Raw genomic sequence first — 21,022 nt, 5'->3', positions numbered from 1 at the left:
ACAAGTGTTGTGTTATTAAAGCTCGCCTGAATCGAGTTTAACTATTCAGTTGTCCTAGTGACACATTTTGTGTCCCCATCGTCTAGAGGCCTAGGACACCGCCCTTTCACGGCGGTAACAGGGGTTCGAATCCCCTTGGGGACGCCACTTACTATAAGTGTTGTGTTATTAAAAGCTCGCCTGAATCGAGTCTAACTATTCAGTTGTCCTAGTGACACATTTTGTGTCCCCATCGTCTAGAGGCCTAGGACACCGCCCTTTCACGGCGGTAACAGGGGTTCGAATCCCCTTGGGGACGCCACTTACAAAAAGTGTAGTGTTATTAAGAGCTCGTCTGAATCGAGTCTAACTATTCAGTTGTCCTAGTGACACATTCTGTGTCCCCATCGTCTAGAGGCCTAGGACACCGCCCTTTCACGGCGGTAACAGGGGTTCGAATCCCCTTGGGGACGCCACTTATTAAAAGTGTTGTGTTATTAAAACCTCGTCTGAATCGAGTCTAACTATTCAGTTGTCCTAGTGACACAGAAACTTTCTGTTTAAGCTAAGGCCATTCGCCTCGCAGGCTCGGTCTCATCTTACGCAGAAATAGCAAATCAATGATTTGCAAATCAATTTCTGCGTCCCCATCGTCTAGAGGCCTAGGACACCGCCCTTTCACGGCGGTAACAGGGGTTCGAATCCCCTTGGGGACGCCACTTATTCAAGTAGGTTATGTGTAGTGGGACGGTGAACACCGCGCAATCTATGCACGACGTTATCAAGAGTACGAATCTCTTGGGGACGCCACTTACGTTAAGTAAGTTAACGTGTTATCAAGATTATATTTTTTAATCTCATTTCAAGTAGAAAAAATCCTTTTCAAATAAATACTCTTTATTCTCCATATATCTTTACGATATAAACCACATATATTTCTAAAACTTTAATTCCTATTGATCACTTTTACTGATCATTTTAATACTTTATAGTATTTAGCAACTCATCAGCTAACCATAAGGAAATTAAAATGTTAGCTAAACGTGTTGTACTCATACTAATTTCTTTAGTCATTACAGCTTGCTCTGACTCAAATGAGGGAGTGGCGCTGGGTACGCTTGAACGTGAGCGTGTGATCCATCCTGCAACGACTAACGAAATTCTGATAGAACTACCCGTTTCAGCAGGCCAGTTGGTCGAAAAAGGGCAGGTGATTGCAAAGTTCGATGCCGAACTTCAGCAAGCGATTGTCGCCAAAGCACAAGCACAACTAGCTCAAGCCACTGCATTTCTTGAAAAAACTTTGAATGGTGCTCGTCCCGAAGAAGTTGCTGCCGCATCAGCCAAAGTAGCAGCAGCCAATGCTGCATATACACAAAGCGAAGCTAATTTTCGCCGTGCAAAAACCTTAGTTAAAGATAAACTTGCAAGCCAAGAAACCTTAGACAGTGCTACCGCTGCACGAGATGAGACTTTTGCTAATTTAGAATCAGCAAAGCAGCACTTAAATGAGTTAACAAATGGTTCTCGCGTTGAAGATATTAATAGTGCGAAAGCGCAAGTTCAGGCGGCAGAAGCAGAACTAAAAGTACAGCAAAAATACCTCTCAGATCTGACAATTAAAGCGATGCGTGCTGGCAGGGTCGATAATTTACCTTGGCACGTAGGTGAGCGAGTTACTAAAGGCAGCCCAGTCGTTATTATTCAAGCAAATAGCGCACCTTACGCACGCGTTTATATCCCTGAACCATATCGTGCCAAGCTCAATCAGGGCATGACACTTACGGTTCGCGTCGATGGTATAGATAAAAATATTCAGGGCGAACTGACCTGGATTGCGACAGAGCCGGCGTTCACGCCTTTTTATGCCCTAAATCAAGAAGAACGCGCGCGATTAATGTATCTTGCCGAGGTAACACTACCCGCAAGTGAAAATAACTTACCGACAGGCGTACCTGCTCAAGTGGTTATGCCATGACTGAGTCGGTGATCCAGGCCAAAGGTTTGATAAAACAATTTGGCGATTTAAAAGCGATTGATAACCTTGATCTAGACATTGAACAAGGGCAAATTTATGGCTTTTTAGGCCCAAATGGCTGTGGTAAAACGACTGCAATCCGTATGCTTACCGGGTTATTGAAGCCAACTTCTGGTGATATCAATGTGCTTGGCTTGAGTCTGCCAAAAGATGCTGAAAAGCTCAGAACACAACTTGGTTATATGACGCAAAAGTTTTCACTTTATAGCGACTTGACCGTGCTTGAAAACCTCAAATTCATGGCTGCGCTTTACCCTTTAAAAAAACAGCAAAAACAACAAAGAATAGACGAACTACTTCACACCTACGGCCTTGATCAAAGAGCAAGTCAAATGGCCGGAAGTATGAGTGGGGGCCAACGACAGCGCTTAGCATTGGCTGCTGCAGTGATTAATAAACCAAAAATTTTATTTCTTGATGAGCCAACATCGGCAGTCGATCCACAAAATCGCCGTGACTTTTGGGAAACACTGTTTGATTTAAGTAATGCTGGTACCACCATATTAGTTACCACTCACTACATGGATGAAGCTGAGCGTTGCCATCGTTTAGCCATTTTAGAATCAGGTATTAAGCGCGCGGATGGCTCACCAAAGCAATTAATGACAGACATGCATGCTCATGTAGTAGAAATCGCAGGGGCGCAAACCAGAGAATTAAAAAAACAACTCGCAACAATCGACCATGTTATCTCGGCAACTCAGTTAGGTGCACAGCTGCGAGTATTAGTAAAAAAAGATGTTCAAGACCCCGTTGAGTTCATAAAACAGCAATCATTTTGTCAGGATATATGGCAAGTAAATAGCGTTCGCCCAAGCCTTGAAGACGTGTTTGTAACCTGTACAGGGCAGGGTAGACAATGAAAATTATTACTTCATTAAGCCGGATAAAAGCAATTGTAAGCAAAGAATTATTACAATTACGCCGCGATAGAATGACCTTTGCGATGGTGGTGATGATCCCCCTTATCCAGCTGATTCTATTTGGTTACGCTATTAACACCAACGTGAAAGATATCCCTGTTGCCGTGGTCGATCATAGTAAAACCGCGCTCAGTCGCATTTTAGTACAAACAGTATCAGCCACAAATGTGGTTAAGGTGACAGATTATTACGACAGTATAGAGCAAGCACAAACAGCAATCGCCAGTGCGAAAGTCCGCGCCGTTTTTTTTATACCTCACGATGTGGCAAACCGACTTGCTCAGCACCCAACCGTTGGTTTTGGTTTACCTGATGGTAGTAATGAGTCGTTAGTCAGGCCAATTGCGCATTGGTTAGTTGATGGCTCAGACACAATGGTAGCGTCGAGTGTAAAATCGCTGCGAAATATGCCCCTTGCAGAGCTTCTCGATAAACCTGCGAATAGAACTTACCCAACCTTTGAGACAACCTTATTTTATAACCCAGAGCAGCGCTCAGCGGTTAATATTGTGCCAGGTTTAGCTGCTGTTATTTTAACCATGACGATGATTATGTTTACCTCTGCTGCCATAGTTAAAGAGCAAGAGCGAGGTAATATGGAGCTTTTAATCACCTTACCTTTAAGCTCACTTGAATTGATGATTGGTAAAGTAGTGCCTTATATCTTTATTGGTTTTATTCAGTTATTTATTATTTTAGGCATGGGCAAGGTCTTGTTTCACATTCCTTTTGGTGGCGGCTTAGTTGCATTGGTTGTCGCAACCTTTGCTTTTATATGTGCCAGTTTAGTGCTTGGCTTAGTGCTTTCGACCATCGCTAAAAACCAGCTTCAAGCAATGCAAATGACAATTTTCATTCTTTTACCCTCGATTTTATTATCAGGTTTTGTATTTCCCTATGAAGGCATGCCAAAGGTTGCGCAGTGGCTTGCAGAATGCTTACCTGCAACGCACTATTTAAGGCTAATAAGAGGGATAGTGCTAAAAGAGGTTAACCTAATAAGCATGAGTAATGACTTAATTTGGCTTTCAGTCTTTACTATTTTGGGCTTAGCTGTGGCTGCATTTAGGTTTAAGAAAACCCTTGATTAAGCTAGGCAACTTACGGCATATGTGCTTAACTAAAGGGTAATTTCACTCTTTTTAAGTAGATGTTAGCGTGTGGCGAGTATTTTGGATGGCGATGCTAATAGTGACGTTTGATAGCTATTCAGCAACGATAAACCTAGCCCATACCATGAAACATGAACACTTTAACCAATTGCTTAGTGAGTTCGCAGAGCAAAGTGGTTTAACTGTTAATTCCGTCTTGGTTGACCAAAAAGAACTAAAAGTAAGGTTGGTACAAAATGCCAGTACCAGCACATCAACAGACGTAATTATTGTACCCGCAGATCATTTAGGCCTTGATAAATATGCCAACTATAGCGTTATCCCAGACTCACTCATAGCTGATACTACAGATAAGCGAACCCTAGAAACTGCAAAGGTAAACAATAAGCTCTTAGGAATACCCATCATTCAAGGCAATCACCTGTTACTTTTTTATAATAAGCAGTACGTAAAAGAGCCGATAGAAAACTGGCAGGATATATACCGATTTCAATCATCATTGCCTGAAGAGGTTAAACTTGTTACATGGAGTTTTATGGAAATGTACTGGTTTATTCCGTTTTTATCGGCTTTTAATGGTGAGCTAATTACAGATAATCAGGTTCAGTTAAACACCCCAGCAATGCAATCTGCTCTCAAATTTGTTTGGGATTTAAATAAACAAAACCTGGTTGATAGACAGTGCGATTACATTTGCTCAAATAATGCATTTAAAGCGCAGCAAGCCGCCTTCACCATTGATGGTGCATGGGCATTAAAAACGTATGAACAGACGCTTGGTGATAACTTAGGGATGCAACAGTTACCTAAACTCAATGGTGAGTATATGCAGCCTTATTACTCTACCTTTGTACTGGCGTTTCCAAACGATGGCTTAAACGGGGCAAATAAAGAAAGCTTATTTAAATTTGCTAAATTGGTTCAAGCAGAAAAATTCCAAACACTGGTTTGGCAAAAGCTTCAAGATATTCCAATTAACATTGAGGTGTTAAATAACCTAAAAGCACAACAAGGCACAGAGTTAGCAACCTTAACTGATGCCATACAATTCACAAAACCTATGCCCTCTACCGCATCTATGATCATCGTGTGGGAGGTATTGAATAAAGGCTTTATTCGTTATGGTAGCGGTGCCTTAACTGCTGAGCAAGCGGGGCTCTTTATGCAAGGGTTGGCAGAGCGCTCGATTGCCAATGAAGGGAATGAATGAGTAGTCCACGCTTTAGTCGCGCTTTGTTTATCAGTGTTTTACTACTGGTCATTATTCCCTTATTTATTCTTGCAGGTTTGATGATAGGGCGCTTCTATTTAAGCTCAATTGATCAAGCCAACACCAGTTTACAGTGGCAAGCTAGAAATAATGCGGCCAGCCTCGAACAGCTACTATTCAAACTAGAGAAAAACAGTCAATTGCTTAGTAGCACTAAGGCAATTACTGAACTGCCTAATAAAGTGGTGTACTCACAGTTTGCGCTTGTGCTGCTAAAAGAGTTTGTTGCCCAGAATCCACAGATAAAAGCATCGATTGTAATAGATAATCAAGGATTTATAGTTGAAGGTTACCCTATTAGCTCTTTAAATTTGAATTACAAACTCACTAGAAGCATTCTCGACGGCGCTCAAGCATCAACAGAGCAAAACACAATTCAAATTATCGATAATCCACAAGTCACTGAGCTACTCGCACCTCTACAGGCAACACAAAATGCCTTACTGGCTATTACATCTACCTTGCTACATGAGCAAGATTCTCTCAGTGAGCCAATAATTAAAACGGGCGTGTTAGTGTCTTTTGTGCCTTTATCAGAGGCGTTAAAGTGGCTTGCTATACATAATGAGCAACCGGTTTATCAAGCGGGAAAGCAAGTACAAATTTCAGCACAAGAAAACATTTTATATAGCGTGGGTGATGCTGGCGATTACGGCAAATTAATGGAGCAGGCCTCAATCAGTAATGTCTATTATAAAGGTAAGCTAACCAGTTTACAGTTCCACATAAATGAAGCAAAAACTGCTTACACCAGCGCTGTAAAGCAAACGGCCATATTAGCAGGGTTGTTAATTGTAGGACTCTCTATCATTTCATTTTTCTTAGTGCGTTGGTTGACGGCACGACTCCATAACCCGCTAAATCGTATTACTGCTCTTAGCCGTGAATATGCATTAGGTAATTACAAACAAGATACAGACGATTTTCATTATCAAGAGTTTAAAGATATTGCAGATTCGCTCAGCAGCATGGCCGATACCATTGATATACAAATTACTTCGTTGCAATTAGAAAAGCTTCGAGCTGAGCGTTCTGAGCAAGTTAAAAGCCAATTTTTAGCCAATATGAGCCATGAAATACGCACTCCGATGAATGGTATTGTGGGCTTTTTGCAGCTACTCAATAAAAGCACGCTAACAAAAGAGCAAGCAGAGTTTGTAAGGCAAATAAATAACTGTAGTGATGTGTTATTAACCGTGATTAACGATATTCTCGACTTTTCAAAAATAGAGGCCAATAAAATAGAGCTCGAGTCGCGACAATGTGATTTAGTCGCGCTTTGCCATGACCTTATCTTACTATTTAAACCGAGTTGTGATGCCAAAGGGGTTGGCTGCCGGCTCGAGGTCTCCTCATTACAATCGCTGAATGTAGAATGTGATGAAATACGCGTTAAGCAAGTGCTAATTAACTTGCTCTCTAACGCCGTTAAGTTTACCAATCAAGGGGAGATCGTTCTTTCGCTAACTCTGCAAAGCCGAGATGAACACCAAACAGCCGTCGTATTATCGGTAAAAGATACAGGTATAGGTATCGCTGAAGATAAAATAACGGCCCTGTTTAATCCCTTTGTACAAGCGCAAAGTAGTACCACTCGTGAATATGGAGGGACCGGTCTTGGGCTTGCCATTAGTAAAGGAATGATTGATTTAATGGGAGGCACTATTGCTATTGTTAGTGAACTTGGTAAAGGCACCGAGTTTAAGATTAATGTTAATTTTAAATCACTAAACCCACAGGACGCTAACGCAAAAGTACACCAACCTGATGAAGACACTCAGTTCGATTTTAAAGCGGTCAGCAAGCCAATATTAATTGCTGAAGATAACCCGATTAACCAAATTGTTATTACTAAGTATTTAACTCAATTAGGTCTAAATTATGAATTGGCCGAAAACGGTCAAATTGCTTGTGAAAAAACTCTAACACAGGATTACGCACTGATTTTAATGGATATTCAAATGCCGGTGATGGATGGCTTAACTGCCAGCAAAAATTTACTTGCAAGGCCAGATTTTAATACGCCGATTATTGCCATCAGTGCCAATGCAATGAAAGACGACATCGAAACAAGCGCAAAAGTTGGTATCAGTGACCATATCGCAAAGCCAATTAATTTTGCTGAACTAGAAAAAGTACTCGCAAAGTGGCTATCTCAGCAATCGCTGAAATAGCCAGTATTTATATATCAAAAAGTGTTGTTATCTTTTTTCTGAATTAACTCAATCGCATAACCATCTGGGTCTTTAACAAATGCGATTTCAGTTGTGCCGCCTTTTACTGGACCCGGCTCTCGGCTCACATTACCGCCAGCAGCTTTAATGTCTTCGCAAGCTTTATAAATATCATCAAATTCGATAGCAATATGACCGTATGCATTACCCAAATCATAGCTGTCTGTATCCCAGTTATAAGTAAGCTCAAGCACAGTCGAATCTTTTTCGTCACCATAACCGACAAAAGCAAGGGTGTAGCGGTACTCTTCGTTGTCTGCACGGCGCAGCTCTTTCATACCTAATACCTGCGTATAAAATTCAATTGATTTATCTAAATCAGCAACGCGAAGCATTGTGTGTAATAAGCGCATTTTAAGCATCCTCTTTCTTGTCTTTAAATTCGTACAATTCTAATAGCGCAGTAAGGCTGCGCATTAAAATTATTGAAAATGGATTATAAGATATTTCGATTGCTTGCACAGTAGCATTGAGACAAAGCATAAAGCGTTTGCTATGAAAAGGGTGATGTTATGCAGCAATGAATAGGGATTGCTGCATAAAAATGAGGTATTTCAGGTTTAAACGTACGTTTAGCTTTTCACTTTACCTTTTAGTACATAAATTTCGCCATCAAAGCTCCCTTGAATTGTCAAACCTTGTCCCGCCAACTCTTTAAGGTATTCGATATGCTCATTAGTGATATGTTGCCCCGGCACTAACAGTGGGATACCAGGAGGATAAGGCGTGACTAATCCGGCACAAATTCGGTTGTTACTTTTGCTAATTGGCACAGATTCACGTTCGCCATAGAACGCATCACTAGGAATACAGGCTAAGTCTATAGCGGGTAGATTCTCTGGTAAGCGTGTTCGTCTCATTGAAGTGGCGAGTTTTACTTTACCGCTATCGAGTTTCTTCAGCGCATTGTAAAGGCGAATGATCTTCGAGCGCGTGCCGCCAAGAGTCAGTAAAACTAAAATGGTGCTGTGCGTATATTTTTCGATTTCAAGGCCAATTTCATCTAATAGGAATTTATGAATATCCTTTAATGAATAAGGTAACTCACTAATATCGATAAGGATCTTCAGTGGGTCGTGACCCATGTTATCGCCACTAAAGTGAGGGAATATATCCATGAAATCTTGCTTATCGAGCACTTTTATATGTTTGAGTGAAGCCATTTGCTGCTTAAACTCTGCAACGTGATTCAGCAGGGCATTCAGTAATTTATAGCCTTCCATTTCTAATTGCTTTTGACATACATCCAGCGAAGCAATGAGTTGATATTTTGGAGAAGTACTTGCGTAAATACTGTAGATCTCACGGAAGAAATCGGCATCGAAATCAGGGTCGTTAACATGAATATAAGACGCTTGAGAGAACGCTGAAACCACTTTATGTGCTGAATGGGTAACATAATCTGCGCCAGCATTTATAGCTGAGTAGTGGCGTAAGCTCGGGTGGAAAAGCGAGTAAGCAAACCACGCTTCGTCGATAAACACTTTAATACCGTGCTGATGCGCAAATTCCACTACTTGTTTTAAATCGCTAAGCAGACCATCGTAGGTACAGCCAGTTAAAACCAGTAATTTAGCATCGCTATTTTGTTCAATCGCTTGCTTGATGTCAGCCAGTGAAGGGGGCGCGAAGATACCATATTTAGGGTTTAAAATACTCGATAAGTAAATAGGTAAACTAGCCGATTGCAAAATGCCATAATGTACTGATTTATGGCAGTTTCGGTCGATGATCACCTTATCGCCTTTACGTAGTAAAGTTTGCAAAATAATCTTATTTGAAGTAGATGACCCATTGGTAACAAAGTAGGTATGTTTTACTTCAAATGTCGCCGCAGCTGATTCTTGAGAGCGGCCTATGGTGTTGGTGCTGTCAGACAGTGAGCCAAGCGAGTCGACAGAAACCGATAGGTCGCCAACAAATACGTTACGGCCATAAAACTGATAAAAATCTTTAATATACGGAGAGTTTCTAAAGCTAGCACCGCCACTGTGACCAGGTGTGTGCCATGAATCGTTTGATTCACCGACATAACGACGATAGGCGGTCCAAAATGGAGTTTCTGATCTGTCATCAAAGTCATTGATCATATAGCCCAAAATAGCTTCAGGGTCTGAGATGACTTCGTCTTTAAAAAAGAAAGACTCAATCTCTTCTGACTCGTTGACTATCTCCAAGCCTTTCGTATCGTCACCAATAACATAGACAGGCAGTTCTAGGCGTATGCCTTTTAATTGCTCGATAAAACGGCTATAGGTGCGCTCGCCATTATTCAATACATCCCAGCTAAGTACCACAGCTTGAATATCGCCATCTTCCTCTACACATTTCAACGCTTGCTTAAGCTCAATGCACTCAATAATGTCGATATCAACATCACTGCGCTCAAAATTAGGGATTGTTTTTGCTAGGTTCGTTGAAAGCTCTTGCAAAGTGGCTGGATCTTGCTCAATTAACAAGATACGAAGTAAAGGTAACATAGCAACTCTCATAAAAAATTTCACATTACTCAACAGCATAACGAAAGGATGGGAGCTTGTGAAATTAATACTTTGATATTTTTTGTCCCGATACAGATTATGCTTTTTTGCGTGTTAAACGCAGATAGTTGAAATTACATGTGCTTGCTGTAAAAGTAATCGCTCAAGTAAAAGGTTAATTGAGCACTGAGTGATAAAGCCACTTAAGCCAGATACAGATAAAAATAAGCCTGCTAGGGAGAATAAAACATGGCGTATGTTGCCAATTTCAAAGCTGTAGTCATCTCTACATTGTTTGCGTTTTGTACAAGCGCGGTTAATGCAGATGAAGTCTCAGAATCAAACAACAGTAAAAAGTCGATACCTGAAGCCACTAAATTTGTGACCCAGCATAAAGGCACCTTTAATGGTACAAAGCTGAAATACAAAGCTGTAGCCGGTGAAACTTATTTATTAAACAAAAACGAAGAGCCAACTGCTGCTATCTTTTCGTTTGATTACCTAGCTGCAGACGACAACAAAAATAGACCTGTTACATTTATCTGGAATGGTGGTCCGGGCTCATCGTCTAACTGGTTACATATGGGTGCTTATGGCCCGAAACGTGTCGTGGTACCAAGCGATGCAACGGCTCCTGGATTGGCTCCTTACGAATTAAAAGATGCGCCTGAGACGATTCTTGATGTGACTGATATGGTGTTTGTTGACCCTGTTGGCACAGGTTACTCGCGTGCATTAGGTGAAACTGAAAGCAAGTCCTTTTGGGGCTTGAATCAAGATGCAGCCTCTATTGCTGATTTTATTGCCCAGTGGCTAACAAAAGAAAATCGCTGGAATGCACCAATATTTTTATTGGGAGAGAGCTATGGGACAACTCGAGCAGCTGCTGTTTCTAAAGTACTTATGGATAAACACCTGATTAATGTAAATGGCATTATTTTTGTGTCGCAAGCTTTAGACTATCAAGGTTCAAGCCCTTATGTTGATGACAACATCATTTCTTACATCACCTACATACCCACACTTGCTGCAACTGCTTGGTATCATAAAAAAGTAGACACATCAGGAAATTTTGAAGCCTTTATAGATGCGAGCCGACAATTTGCAGTTGATGAATTACTACCAGCATTATTTAAGGGTAATGCCCTTAGTAAAGCTGACAGAACGCGAATTGTTGACGGTCTTCACCGTTATACAGGGCTAAGCAAACAATATATTGAGCAGGTTGATTTACGTATTAACGCCTTTAGATTCGCTAAAGAGTTATTGCGTGATGAGGGTGTCGCAGTAGGCTTGCTTGATGGACGCTATAAGCTTGATGAAAGAGACGATTTAACAGCGGCTCCTAAGCAAGATGCGTCTAAAGTGATAGGGCCTGCATATAAAGCGGCACTGATGAAATACATGCGTACAGATTTAAACGTACAGTGGAAAAGAAAATACTTAAACCCTGGCGACCCTGAGTTATCAGATAACTGGCGCTGGCGTACTGCTCCTGATGGACAAGGATGGGAGCCAAGATACGTCAATACCGCGCCAGATTTAAATTATGTGCTTCGCAGTAATCCGCAAATGAAAGTGATGGTTGCCTCAGGGTATTACGATATTGTCACGCCATTTTTTGATGCAGAATACACCTTAAACAGACACGGTATATACGCTGATAAAATTGACTATCACTATTATCACGGTGGTCACATGATGTATGTTCACGAACCAGCAAGAGTATCGTTGTTAAATGATACGCGAGAGTTTATTAAAAAGCAGGTGAGCCAAAACCAGCGATAATGGCTAGGATTATCGTGCCAAACCTTGTGTTTGGCACAATCTGCAAAATGAACTTACTGAGGTGATAGAAAAAGGTGAGCAACTTCACCTTAAAATTGTTCGTCTTAGAGTAGACTTTAACTACTCAGTCTTTTCCTTAAACTCACATAAGTCTTCGATAATACAGCTGCCGCATTTAGGCTTACGTGCAGTACACACATAGCGGCCATGCAGGATTAACCAGTGGTGTACATCGACCTTAAACTCTTTAGGTACCACTTTTTCTAGTTTTTGTTCTACAGCCACCACATCTTTACCCATAGCAAACTTAGTGCGGTTAGATACGCGGAAAATATGCGTATCGACAGCAATTGTTGGCCAGCCAAAGGCACAGTTTAAAACAACATTTGCAGTCTTTCTGCCAACACCCGGTAATGCTTCGAGCGCTTCACGATTTTCTGGTACTTCTGAGTTATGTTTATTGACCAGAATTTCACACATTTTATAGACATTATTGGCTTTAGAATTAAACAAGCCAATGGTCTTGATGTAATCGCGAAGGCCTTCAAGGCCTAAATCAAGAATCGCTTGAGGCGTGTTAGCAACAGGGAATAGCTTACGGGTTGCTTTATTAACACCCACATCTGTTGCTTGTGCTGATAAGGTAACCGCAACTAATAATTCAAAAGGGCTTGAGTATTCAAGCTCTGTTTCTGGGTGCGGGTTTTGCTCACGTAGACGAGATAAAATCTCATAGCGTTTTTCTTTATTCATGGTGGCGTAAAGCACGCAGTGACGGTGCGTGCTCTCCTTTAAGTTAAACTTGTTACTCGGGCTCTTGGACCTTTTTCTACTTCTGGAGTAACAACTTGCTTAGATTTTATTTGTGTATCAATGACATTTTTTGCAGCAATCAGTAAACCAAGTCCTAAAAAGGCACCCGGTGGTAAGATTGCTAATAAAAATTGGTTATCAAAACTAAATACTTCAATTCGAAGTGCTGCGGCCCATGGTCCTAATAATAAATCGGCACCATCAAACAGCGTACCTTGACCAATAAGCTCACGCATTGCCCCAAGCACCACTAAAACTAGCATAAAGCCAAGTCCCATCATCAGGCCGTCAAAGGCTGAAAGTGGCACTGTATTTTTAGAGGCAAATGCTTCTGCGCGACCGATAATGGCACAGTTGGTAACAATCAGTGGAATAAAAATCCCCAATGATTGATAAAGACCAAATGTATAGGCATTCATCATTAGCTGAACTATCGTTACAAAGCCTGCGATGATCATCACAAAAACAGGAATACGAATATCTTTAGGCACCCAGTTTCGCACAATCGATACGGTGACGTTAGAACCAACCAGTACTAATAACGTCGCTAAACCTAGGCCTAATGCATTGGTAATCGTAGAAGTAACGGCAAGTAGCGGGCATAAGCCTAATAACTGCACAAGGGCAGGGTTATTAGCCCACATACCATCTTTAAATAAGGTTTTAACTTGGCTCATTACTTGGCTCCTTGACAGATGTTTGGTGCAGCAAACAGATTATCAAATTCAGCTTGGGCAAACAGCACTGCTTGTTTTACTGAGCCGACAACGGCACGCGGTGTAATGGTTGCACCTGTAAATTGATCAAATTGGCCACCATCTTTTTTAACAGCCCAGCGGCTATCATCTTCACCCAGTACATTTTGGCCTTTGAAAAGGGTGATCCAGTCTGATTTTTTGACCTCAACTTTATCGCCAAGGCCCGGTGTTTCTTCGTGCTTAGTAACACGAACACCCGCTATTTCACCATTGGCAAAAACCGCCGTTAATAAGTTGATATCGCCACTATAACCACTTGGTGTTACATGGCGCATCACTAAAGCATACGGCTTGTTATCTTTGTAAGCGCGATAAATAACTTGCTCTGGGCGTGGACCTAAGCGCTCATCGGTGATCACGACACAATCTTTGTACAATTGATTGTCGTAATGATGGGCATCAAGTACTTGTTGCAGCTGCTCTGCAAGTTGTTGCTTTTCTTGCTCTTCAATACGCTCAGCAGTCAGGCTATGAGTCAGGGCCACAGTGCCTGTGGTAATGAGCGCAAATGCGGTAAGAATAGCGCCATTTTTAGTCATTGAGGAAAGGATCATTATTTCACTCCATGGCCGTAAGTACGTGGTTGCGTATAGTAATCAATTAAAGGCACTGCCATATTTAATAGCAATACACTAAATGCCACTGCATCAGGGTAACCACCAAAAGTACGAATTAAGTAAACAAGTAGACCAATTAACGCACCGTAAATTAAACGACCTCTATTTGTGGTTGATGCAGAAACAGGATCGGTAGCAATAAAGAATGCCCCTAACATGGTTGCACCACTGAATAAGTGAAATACCACGCCTGGCTCTGTGCCAGGAGCTGCAATATAACCAATACCACTGCACACGGCTAATGAGGCTAAAAAGCTAACAGGGATATGCCAATTAATGATTTTAGCTTTTAATAAATAAAGACCACCGACTAAAAAGCCGAGGTTAACCCAGCCCCAACCAAGGCCAAACCAGTCATTAAAAAGAGGCTTACTCATGCTCTCAGCCACCGTTAGGTGATGGGCGACATCTGTTTTAACGGTATCAAGCGGCGTTGCCATGGTTGTGCCATCAATCGCTACACGTAATTGATCAACACTAAAACCAGCGCTGGTAAAGCCATTGAAAATAACAGACAGCTGCTGTGAGAAGCTTATCGGAGATGCAAGTAAATCACTAACAGGTAACCAGCTGGTCATTTGCACCGGAAACGATACAAGTAGTAATACATAAGCTGCCATAGCAGGGTTAAATAAATTAAAGCCAAGGCCGCCATAAAGCTGCTTTACAATAACAATTGCAAACATACAGCCAATTACGATAATCCACCAAGGCGCTAAAGGGGGAATACTCAACGCTAGTAATACGCCTGTTAACCACGCACTACCATCACTGAGTGTTGGCCAAACTTTGCGTTTACGAAGTAGTAAAACAGCGGCTTCACAGGCGCTAACTGTAATTAGCGCGAGAACAAGCTGAATTAAAACAGCGCTACCAAAAAAGAAAACTTGCGCGATTAAGCCTGGAATACACGCAGCAATCACTGTCATCATCAATCGGCTTAATGATTTATGGCTATGATTATGCGGCGAACTCGCCATGGTTAGTTTCATGACTTATCGTTTCCTTCTTGTTGTAACTTTTTCGCTTTAGCTCTTGCAATGGCACGAGCGACCGCTGCTTTTTTCTTATCTTCGCTAGACTCAGGTTCATCAACCTGCGGTTTTGAATTAGCCTCATCGCTTGAAGCATCTTGTTGCTGTGATGAATCGTCACTCTGCGCCTGCTCTTTAGCGGCCTTTTTCGCTTTGGCTCGAGCTATGGCAGCTGCAACAGCGGCTTTTTTCTTATCTTCGCTAGATTCAGGAGCATCAGACTGCGGCTTGGCATCAGCCTCATCATTTGAATCATTTATTTGCTCTGAAGAATCGTCACTCTGTGCTTGCTCTTTAGCGGCTTTTTTTGCTTTGGCGCGAGCGATAGCGGCAGCAACGGCGGCTTTTTTCTTATCTTCGTTAGATTCAGGAGCGTCAGCTTGTGGCTGGGCATCTGCCTCAGCACTTGAATCATTAGTTTGCTGTGAAGAGTCGTCACTCTGCACTTGCTCTTTAGCTGCTTTTTTGGCTTTAGCACGGGCGATAGCAGCTGCAACAGCAGCTTTTTTGTCATCAACTGGCGCGCTATCTTCTTCAGCTTCAGTTTGATTCTCAGCAGCTTGTGCTGCTTTTTTCGCTTTAGCACGAGCGATTGCAGCAGCAACAGCGGCTTTTTTGTCATCGACAGGTGTTGCTTCTTCTTCAGCTTCAGTTTGATTTTCAGTAGCTTGTGCGGCTTTTTTCGCTTTGGCTCGAGCGATTGCAGCTGCAACAGCAGCTTTTTTGTCATCTTTTGGCGCAGCGTCAGTTTCAGCAGAAACGTTTTCTTCTGTAGCTTGTGCGGCTTTTTTTGCTTTAGCACGGGCGATAGCAGCAGCGACAGCTGATTTTTTATCATCTTTATCGACGCTTTCTTCACCTTGCTCTTGTGCTTTTTGCTCTTTGTATTTACGTGCTTGTTCTTTACGTGCTGCACGCTCTTTAGCTACTTCAGAGTTATCAGGCTCAAGCTCTGCACCTTGCTTTTTCGCTTTCGCACGGGCGATAGCAGCAGCGACAGCTGATTTACTGTCCTTATCATCAGATTTAGCTTTAACTCGGGCGAGTGCATCTGCCACTTTTTGTTTTTCGCCATCTGACTTAGCAGCAGGTTTACGTTTGTGGCGGTTTTGGCGCTCTTCTTGTTCGCGCTCTAAACGTTCTTTACGTGCTTCAAAACGTTCTTTTGCTCGCTCTGCTTTAATTTGCTCTGCTTGCTGCTCTTTTATTTCAGCTTTAGCAACGCGATAGTACTGCACCAAGGGGATTTCGCTAGGGCATACATAAGCACAGGCACCGCATTCGATACAATCGAATAAATTGTGCTCATTGAGTTTGTCGTATTCTTTAGACTTAGCAAACCATTGTAATTGCTGAGGTAACAAAGAAGCAGGGCAGGCGTCAGCACAGGCACTACAACGAATACAGGCTTTTTCCTCCCCTGGTTCTGCAAGCTCTTGGTGATCTGGGGCTAAAATACAGTTTGTGGTTTTAACGACACCAATGCGCACAGTTGGTAAGGTAAAGCCCATCATTGGACCGCCCATGACCACTCGTTGCTGTGGAACTGGCGAAAAGCCTTGGCAAACTAATAAATGTTTTATTTCGGTGCCTAGTAAAGCCCACACATTACCCTGTTTATGAATGGTGTTACCCGTTACTGTCACCACGCGTTCAATTAGAGGTTTACCTTCATTTACGGCTTGATTTACCGCAAACAAGGTACCAACATTTTGCACCAGCATACCAATATCGGCAGGAATACTGCCACTCGGGACTTCTTTGCCCGTAAGTAATTTAATTAGCTGTTTTTCACCGCCAGAAGGATAAACCGTTGGCACAGTTTGCACTATGATGCTGTCGTTATGTTGTGCTGCTTGTTTCATGGCAGCAATGGCATCGGGCTTATTATCTTCAATACCAATAATTGTCAGCTGTGGATTTAACAGCTGCTGCATTAATTCAATGCCAGCAATTATGCCATCGGCATGCTCGCGCATTAGCATATCATCAGCGGTGATATAAGGTTCACACTCAACGGCATTAACAATTAAAAGCTCAATGGCTTTTCGGGTATCTGCTTTTACATAAGTTGGGAAACCAGCGCCGCCCATACCTGCAATACCGCTTTGGTGAATGATATCTACAAGCTCATCATGGGAAAGTGCTTTTGCATCAGACACAGGGTGAAGCTCGCACCATTTATCTTCACCATCAGGTTCAATAATCACGCTAAGCTCAGGCAATGCTGATGGATGAGCAGATGGCATTGGGCAAATATCACTGATAAGTCCAGATGTTGGTGCGTGCACAGGCACAGACCAATTACCGCTTGGTTTAGTTAATGCTTGGCCTTTAAGTACCTGTTGGCCTTTTTCAACAATTAGTTTGCCGTTAGCACCAATGTGTTGTTTTAAAGATACAACAAGCTTATCTGGTAGTGGCAGTCTTGCAATTGCGTGTGTTGTTGATTGCAGCTTTTGACCCGGTGGGTGAATGCCCCCAGGTATAGACCACACTTTGCCTTGTTTAATTTGATCTATTAACTTTTCCATCTGTGCTCCTAATCTACCTGAGTCACAGGGATTGCGTTTAATTGCCATTTCCAAGTTTGTTTGGTTTCTTTTACAGGCAGCATATCAATACAGTCTACAGGGCACGGTTCAACACATAAGTCACAACCGGTACATTCATCGATTAATACAGTGTGCATTTGGCGGGTTGCGCCGACAATCGCATCAACAGGGCAGGCTTGGATACATTTGGTACAACCAATACATTCATCTTCACGAATATAGGCAACGGTTTTAACAGGATCTGCTTGCTCACCGCCAGCCAGCGGTTTTGCTTCAACACCCATTAAATCAGCGAGTTTTTTTACCGTGGCTTCGCCGCCTGGTGGGCATTTATTGATTTCGTCACCATTGGCGATCGCTTCAGCATATGGACGACAGCCAGGGTAGCCGCATTGGCCACATTGTGTTTGCGGTAAAATGGTATCAATTTGGTCAACAATAGGGTTGCTCTCAACGCGAAAACGCACGGCGGCAAAACCTAAAATTAAACCAAATATTAGCGCTAATGAACCTAACGCTATCAAAGCATAAAACAAGGTCATATTAAAACTTCACTAATCCTGTAAAACCCATAAAGGCCATCGACATCAGGCCTGCGGTGATCATAGCAATTGACGCACCTTTAAATGGTGCAGGGACGTCTGCAGCTGCCAAGCGTTCACGTAAAGCTGCAAATAAAACCAGTACAAGAGAAAAACCTACAGCTGCACCAAAACCATACACAGCAGATTGCAAGAACGAATGATCTTCTTTGATATTTAGTAGAGCAACACCTAACACGGCACAGTTGGTGGTAATAAGCGGTAAGAAAATCCCTAATAAGCGATAAAGTGTCGGGCTGGTTTTTCTTACGACCATTTCAGTAAATTGCACGACTACCGCTATCACTAGAATAAAGCTCATAGTACGTAAAAAGGCGATATCAAGTGGAATCAAAATATAATGATTCACTAGGTAACTCGTTACAGAAGCTAGTGTAAGCACAAAGGTTGTGGCTAAAGACATACCGATCGCGGTATCTAACTTACCTGATACACCCATAAAAGGGCATAAACCTAAGAACTGTACTAAAACAAAGTTGTTGACTAGCACGGTGCCAATCAATAACAAGACATATTCTGTCATGCGTGCCTCACGAGTTTAAAATCGGCACTATTATCCTTTTTTCTGGGGGCTGACACAACACATCAGGGACGAATAGCTAAAATTAACAAAGCTGTTTATGATTAAACTGTTAAAGCAAGGTTAATGAATAGAATAGGCCCAAAAAACGTGTGGTTTTTTGGGCCATGGGTAGGGGGCTTAAATGTCTTTTGGCTTTTCGATGTAATAGCCTTGTACGCCATCTAAACATAAAGTTTCAATGATATGTTTCTCTTCTTGGCTCTCAACACCTTCTGCAAAAACACTCACGCCAATACGGTGAGCAAGATCAACCATTAAGCGCATAAAATATTGATTATTTTTATCTTCTTCAAGGCCGCGGGTATAACTTGCATCCATTTTGATGAAATCAGGTTTTAAGTCTCTAAAGAATTTAAATGACGTTAAACCAACACCAAAACGCTCTACAGTGATACGCGCACCTACACGATGCACCATATCGATAAAGCGTTTACTTGCTTTAATATTTTGTTGTAAGCCAAACTCGCTCACTTCAAATATAAGCTTAGAGGCGATATTACTGTCTTTTAATAGGCGGCGCTCAAGCCAGATCACAAATTGATCATTATGGGCACTTGATGCAGTTACATTAATGCCAAAGAATTTCTCAGAAAAATTACGAGTCTTAATTTTGTCCAGAGTAGTATCGATAATCAATCGATCAATTTCCATTGCCATTTCTAGCTTTTCAGCCATAGCTAAAAATGAAGCCGTTGGTAATGTTTGGTTCTCAGCAGTTTTAAATCTTACTTGAATCTCAGCATAAGCTTTAACGCTCTTACCAACCGGCATAATATTTTGCATTACTAAATGTACACGTTTAGATTCAATAACTTCGTTAATCACTTTACGCCAGTTCTGGTTACCAAAACCTGCGCTAGCATTATTTACTAAGTCTGTTTCTCGTTGTACATGCCAAGCATTTGCTTGTTTTGACTGCGCCATACTCATTGCATTATCAACAACTGAAAGCAGCTCACCTAAAGGCTTACCTTTTTCATAACCAACGATACCTGTATTTGCTACAGAGCTTAATTCTTGGTTTTGTTGATATTGAGTGAAACGAGATTGTAGATTATCACCAAAGCGTTCAGCTTCTTTTAGTGGTGTGTTCGGTAAAACCACAGCAAAATCTGAGCTATTTAAACGAAAAACTTGGCTATTTGTGTACGTGCCACTGATATGTTTGATGATATCAGCAACACCTTTAACGTACTCGTCTCCTTTCTGGTAGCCACGGGTTTGGTTTATTGCTTGTAACTCACTGCAACGCACCATGGCAAGCGAACCAAAAGTGCTTTTATCTGAGTTTTCAATATTTTTCTCGTAATACTCAACAAACATGTTGCGGTTACCTAAGTTGGTTACAACATCTTTGTACGCTTCTTTTTTAATATTTAATGCGTTATTTTGAATATCATCATGTTTTGTCTGTAAAAAGTGAGACAAACGATTAAACGAAGGGATTAAATCTTTACTTAGCTTTTTAATTCGCGACGTGTCTATCGCTTGTTCAAGGTCGCCACCTACCTGATTCTGGTTAATGTATATATCAACAATATCAGCAATAGTGGTGCTGATTTTACGATTAAGTCGCTTAAACATGCTCTTCATAAAGAAAATAGGGAGAAGGGCAATAAGACCAGAAACTAAGATAACAACGAACATCGCCTGCTGCATTAAATTGGCAAGGCTTTGTGCATTAATAGTAAATTCAACTTTTATATCAGAAGCATTGTTAACAGCAAATTGCGGACGGATAGAATTAAATGAACTGTTAACCATCTCTGCTAGAAGCGGAAGCGACTCTGATGATTGAACTGCTACAAGGGTTTTACCAGCGTGATCACGAAGAGTAAAGCTTGAAAAGATACTCGCATCAGCAAATGTACGTTGGATTTTCTCTGCAGATAAGTCATCCATTGTTAAGTCGCTAATGTATGAATTAACGGTCAGTTGTGCTTTTTTTTGCGTATCACTCACTGAGCTATCAAAACTAAGAGCAACTAGATAGCCACCTAAAACGGTAAACAGTAACCAAGATATAAGTTGTATAAATATTAGTTTTTTAAAACCAGCCATTTTTCTTATCTTTTAAAAGCGAAAAGGAAGGAATCAATTCCTTGATTCATTGCTGTAATAATTTTGCATCATATTCTATAGCAAAGTATAGAAATTACTTAAAGTAGAGTAGATTATATGCGCTTTAAAGTCTAATACAATCGAAGAATAGTTGTAGATGAAAGTTTAATAGATT

16 protein-coding genes and 4 tRNA genes are annotated in these 21,022 nt (G+C 41.5%); 10 read left to right on the top strand and 10 right to left on the bottom strand.

Annotation, left to right across the window (positions count from 1 at the left end; all coding sequences use genetic code 11):
- Positions 1 to 71 precede the first annotated feature (71 nt).
- From L1267_RS13600 to L1267_RS13560, 9 genes are all read left to right on the top strand, one after another.
- Positions 72 to 147 (top strand) — tRNA-Glu (locus L1267_RS13600).
- A 78-nt stretch (positions 148 to 225) separates the two neighbouring features.
- Positions 226 to 301, top strand: a tRNA-Glu gene (locus tag L1267_RS13595).
- A 78-nt stretch (positions 302 to 379) separates the two neighbouring features.
- Positions 380 to 455, top strand: a tRNA-Glu gene (locus L1267_RS13590).
- Positions 456 to 622: 167 nt separating this feature from the next.
- Positions 623 to 698: transfer RNA gene (locus L1267_RS13585), tRNA-Glu, on the top strand.
- Positions 699 to 1,009: 311 nt separating this feature from the next.
- A complete protein-coding gene (locus L1267_RS13580; RefSeq protein ID WP_138558602.1) occupies positions 1,010 to 1,957 on the top strand; it encodes an HlyD family secretion protein in 948 nt (315 codons plus the stop codon).
- Positions 1,954 to 2,880 (top strand): ABC transporter ATP-binding protein, encoded by a 927-nt coding sequence (locus tag L1267_RS13575; RefSeq protein WP_138558601.1) that lies wholly within the window; start codon positions 1,954 to 1,956, stop codon positions 2,878 to 2,880. Before L1267_RS13580 ends, L1267_RS13575 begins: the two co-directional genes overlap by 4 nt.
- 2 nt (positions 2,881 to 2,882) lie before the next feature.
- Complete coding sequence (locus L1267_RS13570; protein WP_235383181.1) at positions 2,883 to 4,031, top strand: ABC transporter permease; 1,149 nt, start codon at positions 2,883 to 2,885, stop codon at positions 4,029 to 4,031.
- Between the two features lie 85 nt (positions 4,032 to 4,116).
- The gene (locus tag L1267_RS13565) at positions 4,117 to 5,262 is read left to right on the top strand and encodes a sugar ABC transporter substrate-binding protein (RefSeq protein ID WP_235383171.1); all 1,146 of its coding nucleotides are present in this window, start codon (positions 4,117 to 4,119) and stop codon (positions 5,260 to 5,262) included.
- Entirely contained in the window at positions 5,259 to 7,496 is a 2,238-nt protein-coding gene (locus L1267_RS13560) for a hybrid sensor histidine kinase/response regulator (protein WP_235383170.1), read from the top strand. Before L1267_RS13565 ends, L1267_RS13560 begins: the two co-directional genes overlap by 4 nt.
- A 14-nt stretch (positions 7,497 to 7,510) precedes the next feature.
- On the opposite strand, the gene gloA is transcribed toward L1267_RS13560, so the two are convergent.
- Positions 7,511 to 7,909, bottom strand: a complete 399-nt coding sequence (gene gloA / locus L1267_RS13555) for a lactoylglutathione lyase (RefSeq protein WP_054553771.1) — start codon at positions 7,907 to 7,909, stop codon at positions 7,511 to 7,513.
- Between the two features lie 219 nt (positions 7,910 to 8,128).
- Positions 8,129 to 10,036 (bottom strand): aminotransferase class V-fold PLP-dependent enzyme, encoded by a 1,908-nt coding sequence (locus L1267_RS13550; protein WP_135925404.1) that lies wholly within the window; start codon positions 10,034 to 10,036, stop codon positions 8,129 to 8,131.
- Positions 10,037 to 10,285: 249 nt separating this feature from the next.
- On the opposite strand from L1267_RS13550, the gene L1267_RS13545 reads away from it, so the two are divergent.
- A complete protein-coding gene (locus L1267_RS13545) occupies positions 10,286 to 11,824 on the top strand; it encodes a S10 family peptidase (RefSeq protein WP_235383169.1) in 1,539 nt (512 codons plus the stop codon).
- 120 nt (positions 11,825 to 11,944) lie between these two features.
- Here L1267_RS13545 and nth read toward each other — a convergent pair whose 3' ends face one another.
- From nth to L1267_RS13505, 8 genes are all read right to left on the bottom strand, one after another.
- Positions 11,945 to 12,577 carry an endonuclease III gene (gene nth / locus L1267_RS13540; protein WP_054553695.1) on the bottom strand — a complete coding sequence of 211 codons (633 nt, stop codon included), beginning with the start codon at positions 12,575 to 12,577 and terminating at the stop codon, positions 11,945 to 11,947.
- Between the two features lie 38 nt (positions 12,578 to 12,615).
- Positions 12,616 to 13,314: an electron transport complex subunit E gene (locus tag L1267_RS13535; protein ID WP_105175132.1), complete on the bottom strand. Its 699-nt coding sequence runs from the start codon at positions 13,312 to 13,314 to the stop codon at positions 12,616 to 12,618.
- On the bottom strand, positions 13,314 to 13,949 hold the full coding sequence (gene rsxG, locus L1267_RS13530; protein WP_054563640.1) for an electron transport complex subunit RsxG: 636 nt from the start codon (positions 13,947 to 13,949) through the stop codon (positions 13,314 to 13,316). The genes L1267_RS13535 and rsxG overlap by 1 nt, the downstream gene beginning before the upstream one ends.
- Complete coding sequence (gene rsxD, locus L1267_RS13525) at positions 13,949 to 15,004, bottom strand: electron transport complex subunit RsxD (RefSeq protein ID WP_135925399.1); 1,056 nt, start codon at positions 15,002 to 15,004, stop codon at positions 13,949 to 13,951. Before rsxD ends, rsxG begins: the two co-directional genes overlap by 1 nt.
- Positions 15,001 to 17,580, bottom strand: coding sequence for an electron transport complex subunit RsxC (gene rsxC, locus L1267_RS13520; RefSeq protein WP_235383168.1), 2,580 nt, complete (start codon positions 17,578 to 17,580; stop codon positions 15,001 to 15,003). The genes rsxD and rsxC overlap by 4 nt, the downstream gene beginning before the upstream one ends.
- Positions 17,581 to 17,588: 8 nt before the next feature.
- Positions 17,589 to 18,143, bottom strand: coding sequence for an electron transport complex subunit RsxB (gene rsxB / locus L1267_RS13515; RefSeq protein ID WP_054563643.1), 555 nt, complete (start codon positions 18,141 to 18,143; stop codon positions 17,589 to 17,591).
- Between the two features lies 1 nt (position 18,144).
- The gene (rsxA, locus tag L1267_RS13510) at positions 18,145 to 18,726 is read right to left on the bottom strand and encodes an electron transport complex subunit RsxA (RefSeq protein WP_135925394.1); all 582 of its coding nucleotides are present in this window, start codon (positions 18,724 to 18,726) and stop codon (positions 18,145 to 18,147) included.
- A gap of 177 nt (positions 18,727 to 18,903) precedes the next feature.
- Complete coding sequence (locus L1267_RS13505; protein ID WP_135925392.1) at positions 18,904 to 20,847, bottom strand: EAL domain-containing protein; 1,944 nt, start codon at positions 20,845 to 20,847, stop codon at positions 18,904 to 18,906.
- Positions 20,848 to 21,022: the final 175 nt, after the last annotated feature.

The sequence above is a fragment of the Pseudoalteromonas sp. OFAV1 genome, from assembly GCF_021532595.1.
GTDB classification, from domain to species: Bacteria; Pseudomonadota; Gammaproteobacteria; order Enterobacterales; family Alteromonadaceae; genus Pseudoalteromonas; species Pseudoalteromonas lipolytica_C.
This window is presented reverse-complemented; position numbering and strand designations above follow the sequence as displayed.

Coding starts and splice junctions, on each gene's coding strand:
- rsxD (WP_135925399.1), bottom strand. CDS start 15,004: ATGAAACTAACCATGGCGAGTTCGCCGCATAATCATAGCCATAAATCA.
- rsxA (WP_135925394.1), bottom strand. CDS start 18,726: ATGACAGAATATGTCTTGTTATTGATTGGCACCGTGCTAGTCAACAAC.
- L1267_RS13560 (WP_235383170.1), top strand. CDS start 5,259: ATGAGTAGTCCACGCTTTAGTCGCGCTTTGTTTATCAGTGTTTTACTA.
- L1267_RS13505 (WP_135925392.1), bottom strand. CDS start 20,847: ATGGCTGGTTTTAAAAAACTAATATTTATACAACTTATATCTTGGTTA.
- rsxG (WP_054563640.1), bottom strand. CDS start 13,949: ATGATCCTTTCCTCAATGACTAAAAATGGCGCTATTCTTACCGCATTT.
- L1267_RS13565 (WP_235383171.1), top strand. CDS start 4,117: ATGGCGATGCTAATAGTGACGTTTGATAGCTATTCAGCAACGATAAAC.
- gloA (WP_054553771.1), bottom strand. CDS start 7,909: ATGCGCTTATTACACACAATGCTTCGCGTTGCTGATTTAGATAAATCA.
- L1267_RS13580 (WP_138558602.1), top strand. CDS start 1,010: ATGTTAGCTAAACGTGTTGTACTCATACTAATTTCTTTAGTCATTACA.
- L1267_RS13545 (WP_235383169.1), top strand. CDS start 10,286: ATGGCGTATGTTGCCAATTTCAAAGCTGTAGTCATCTCTACATTGTTT.
- L1267_RS13575 (WP_138558601.1), top strand. CDS start 1,954: ATGACTGAGTCGGTGATCCAGGCCAAAGGTTTGATAAAACAATTTGGC.
- L1267_RS13550 (WP_135925404.1), bottom strand. CDS start 10,036: ATGTTACCTTTACTTCGTATCTTGTTAATTGAGCAAGATCCAGCCACT.
- L1267_RS13535 (WP_105175132.1), bottom strand. CDS start 13,314: ATGAGCCAAGTTAAAACCTTATTTAAAGATGGTATGTGGGCTAATAAC.
- rsxB (WP_054563643.1), bottom strand. CDS start 18,143: ATGACCTTGTTTTATGCTTTGATAGCGTTAGGTTCATTAGCGCTAATA.
- rsxC (WP_235383168.1), bottom strand. CDS start 17,580: ATGGAAAAGTTAATAGATCAAATTAAACAAGGCAAAGTGTGGTCTATA.
- nth (WP_054553695.1), bottom strand. CDS start 12,577: ATGAATAAAGAAAAACGCTATGAGATTTTATCTCGTCTACGTGAGCAA.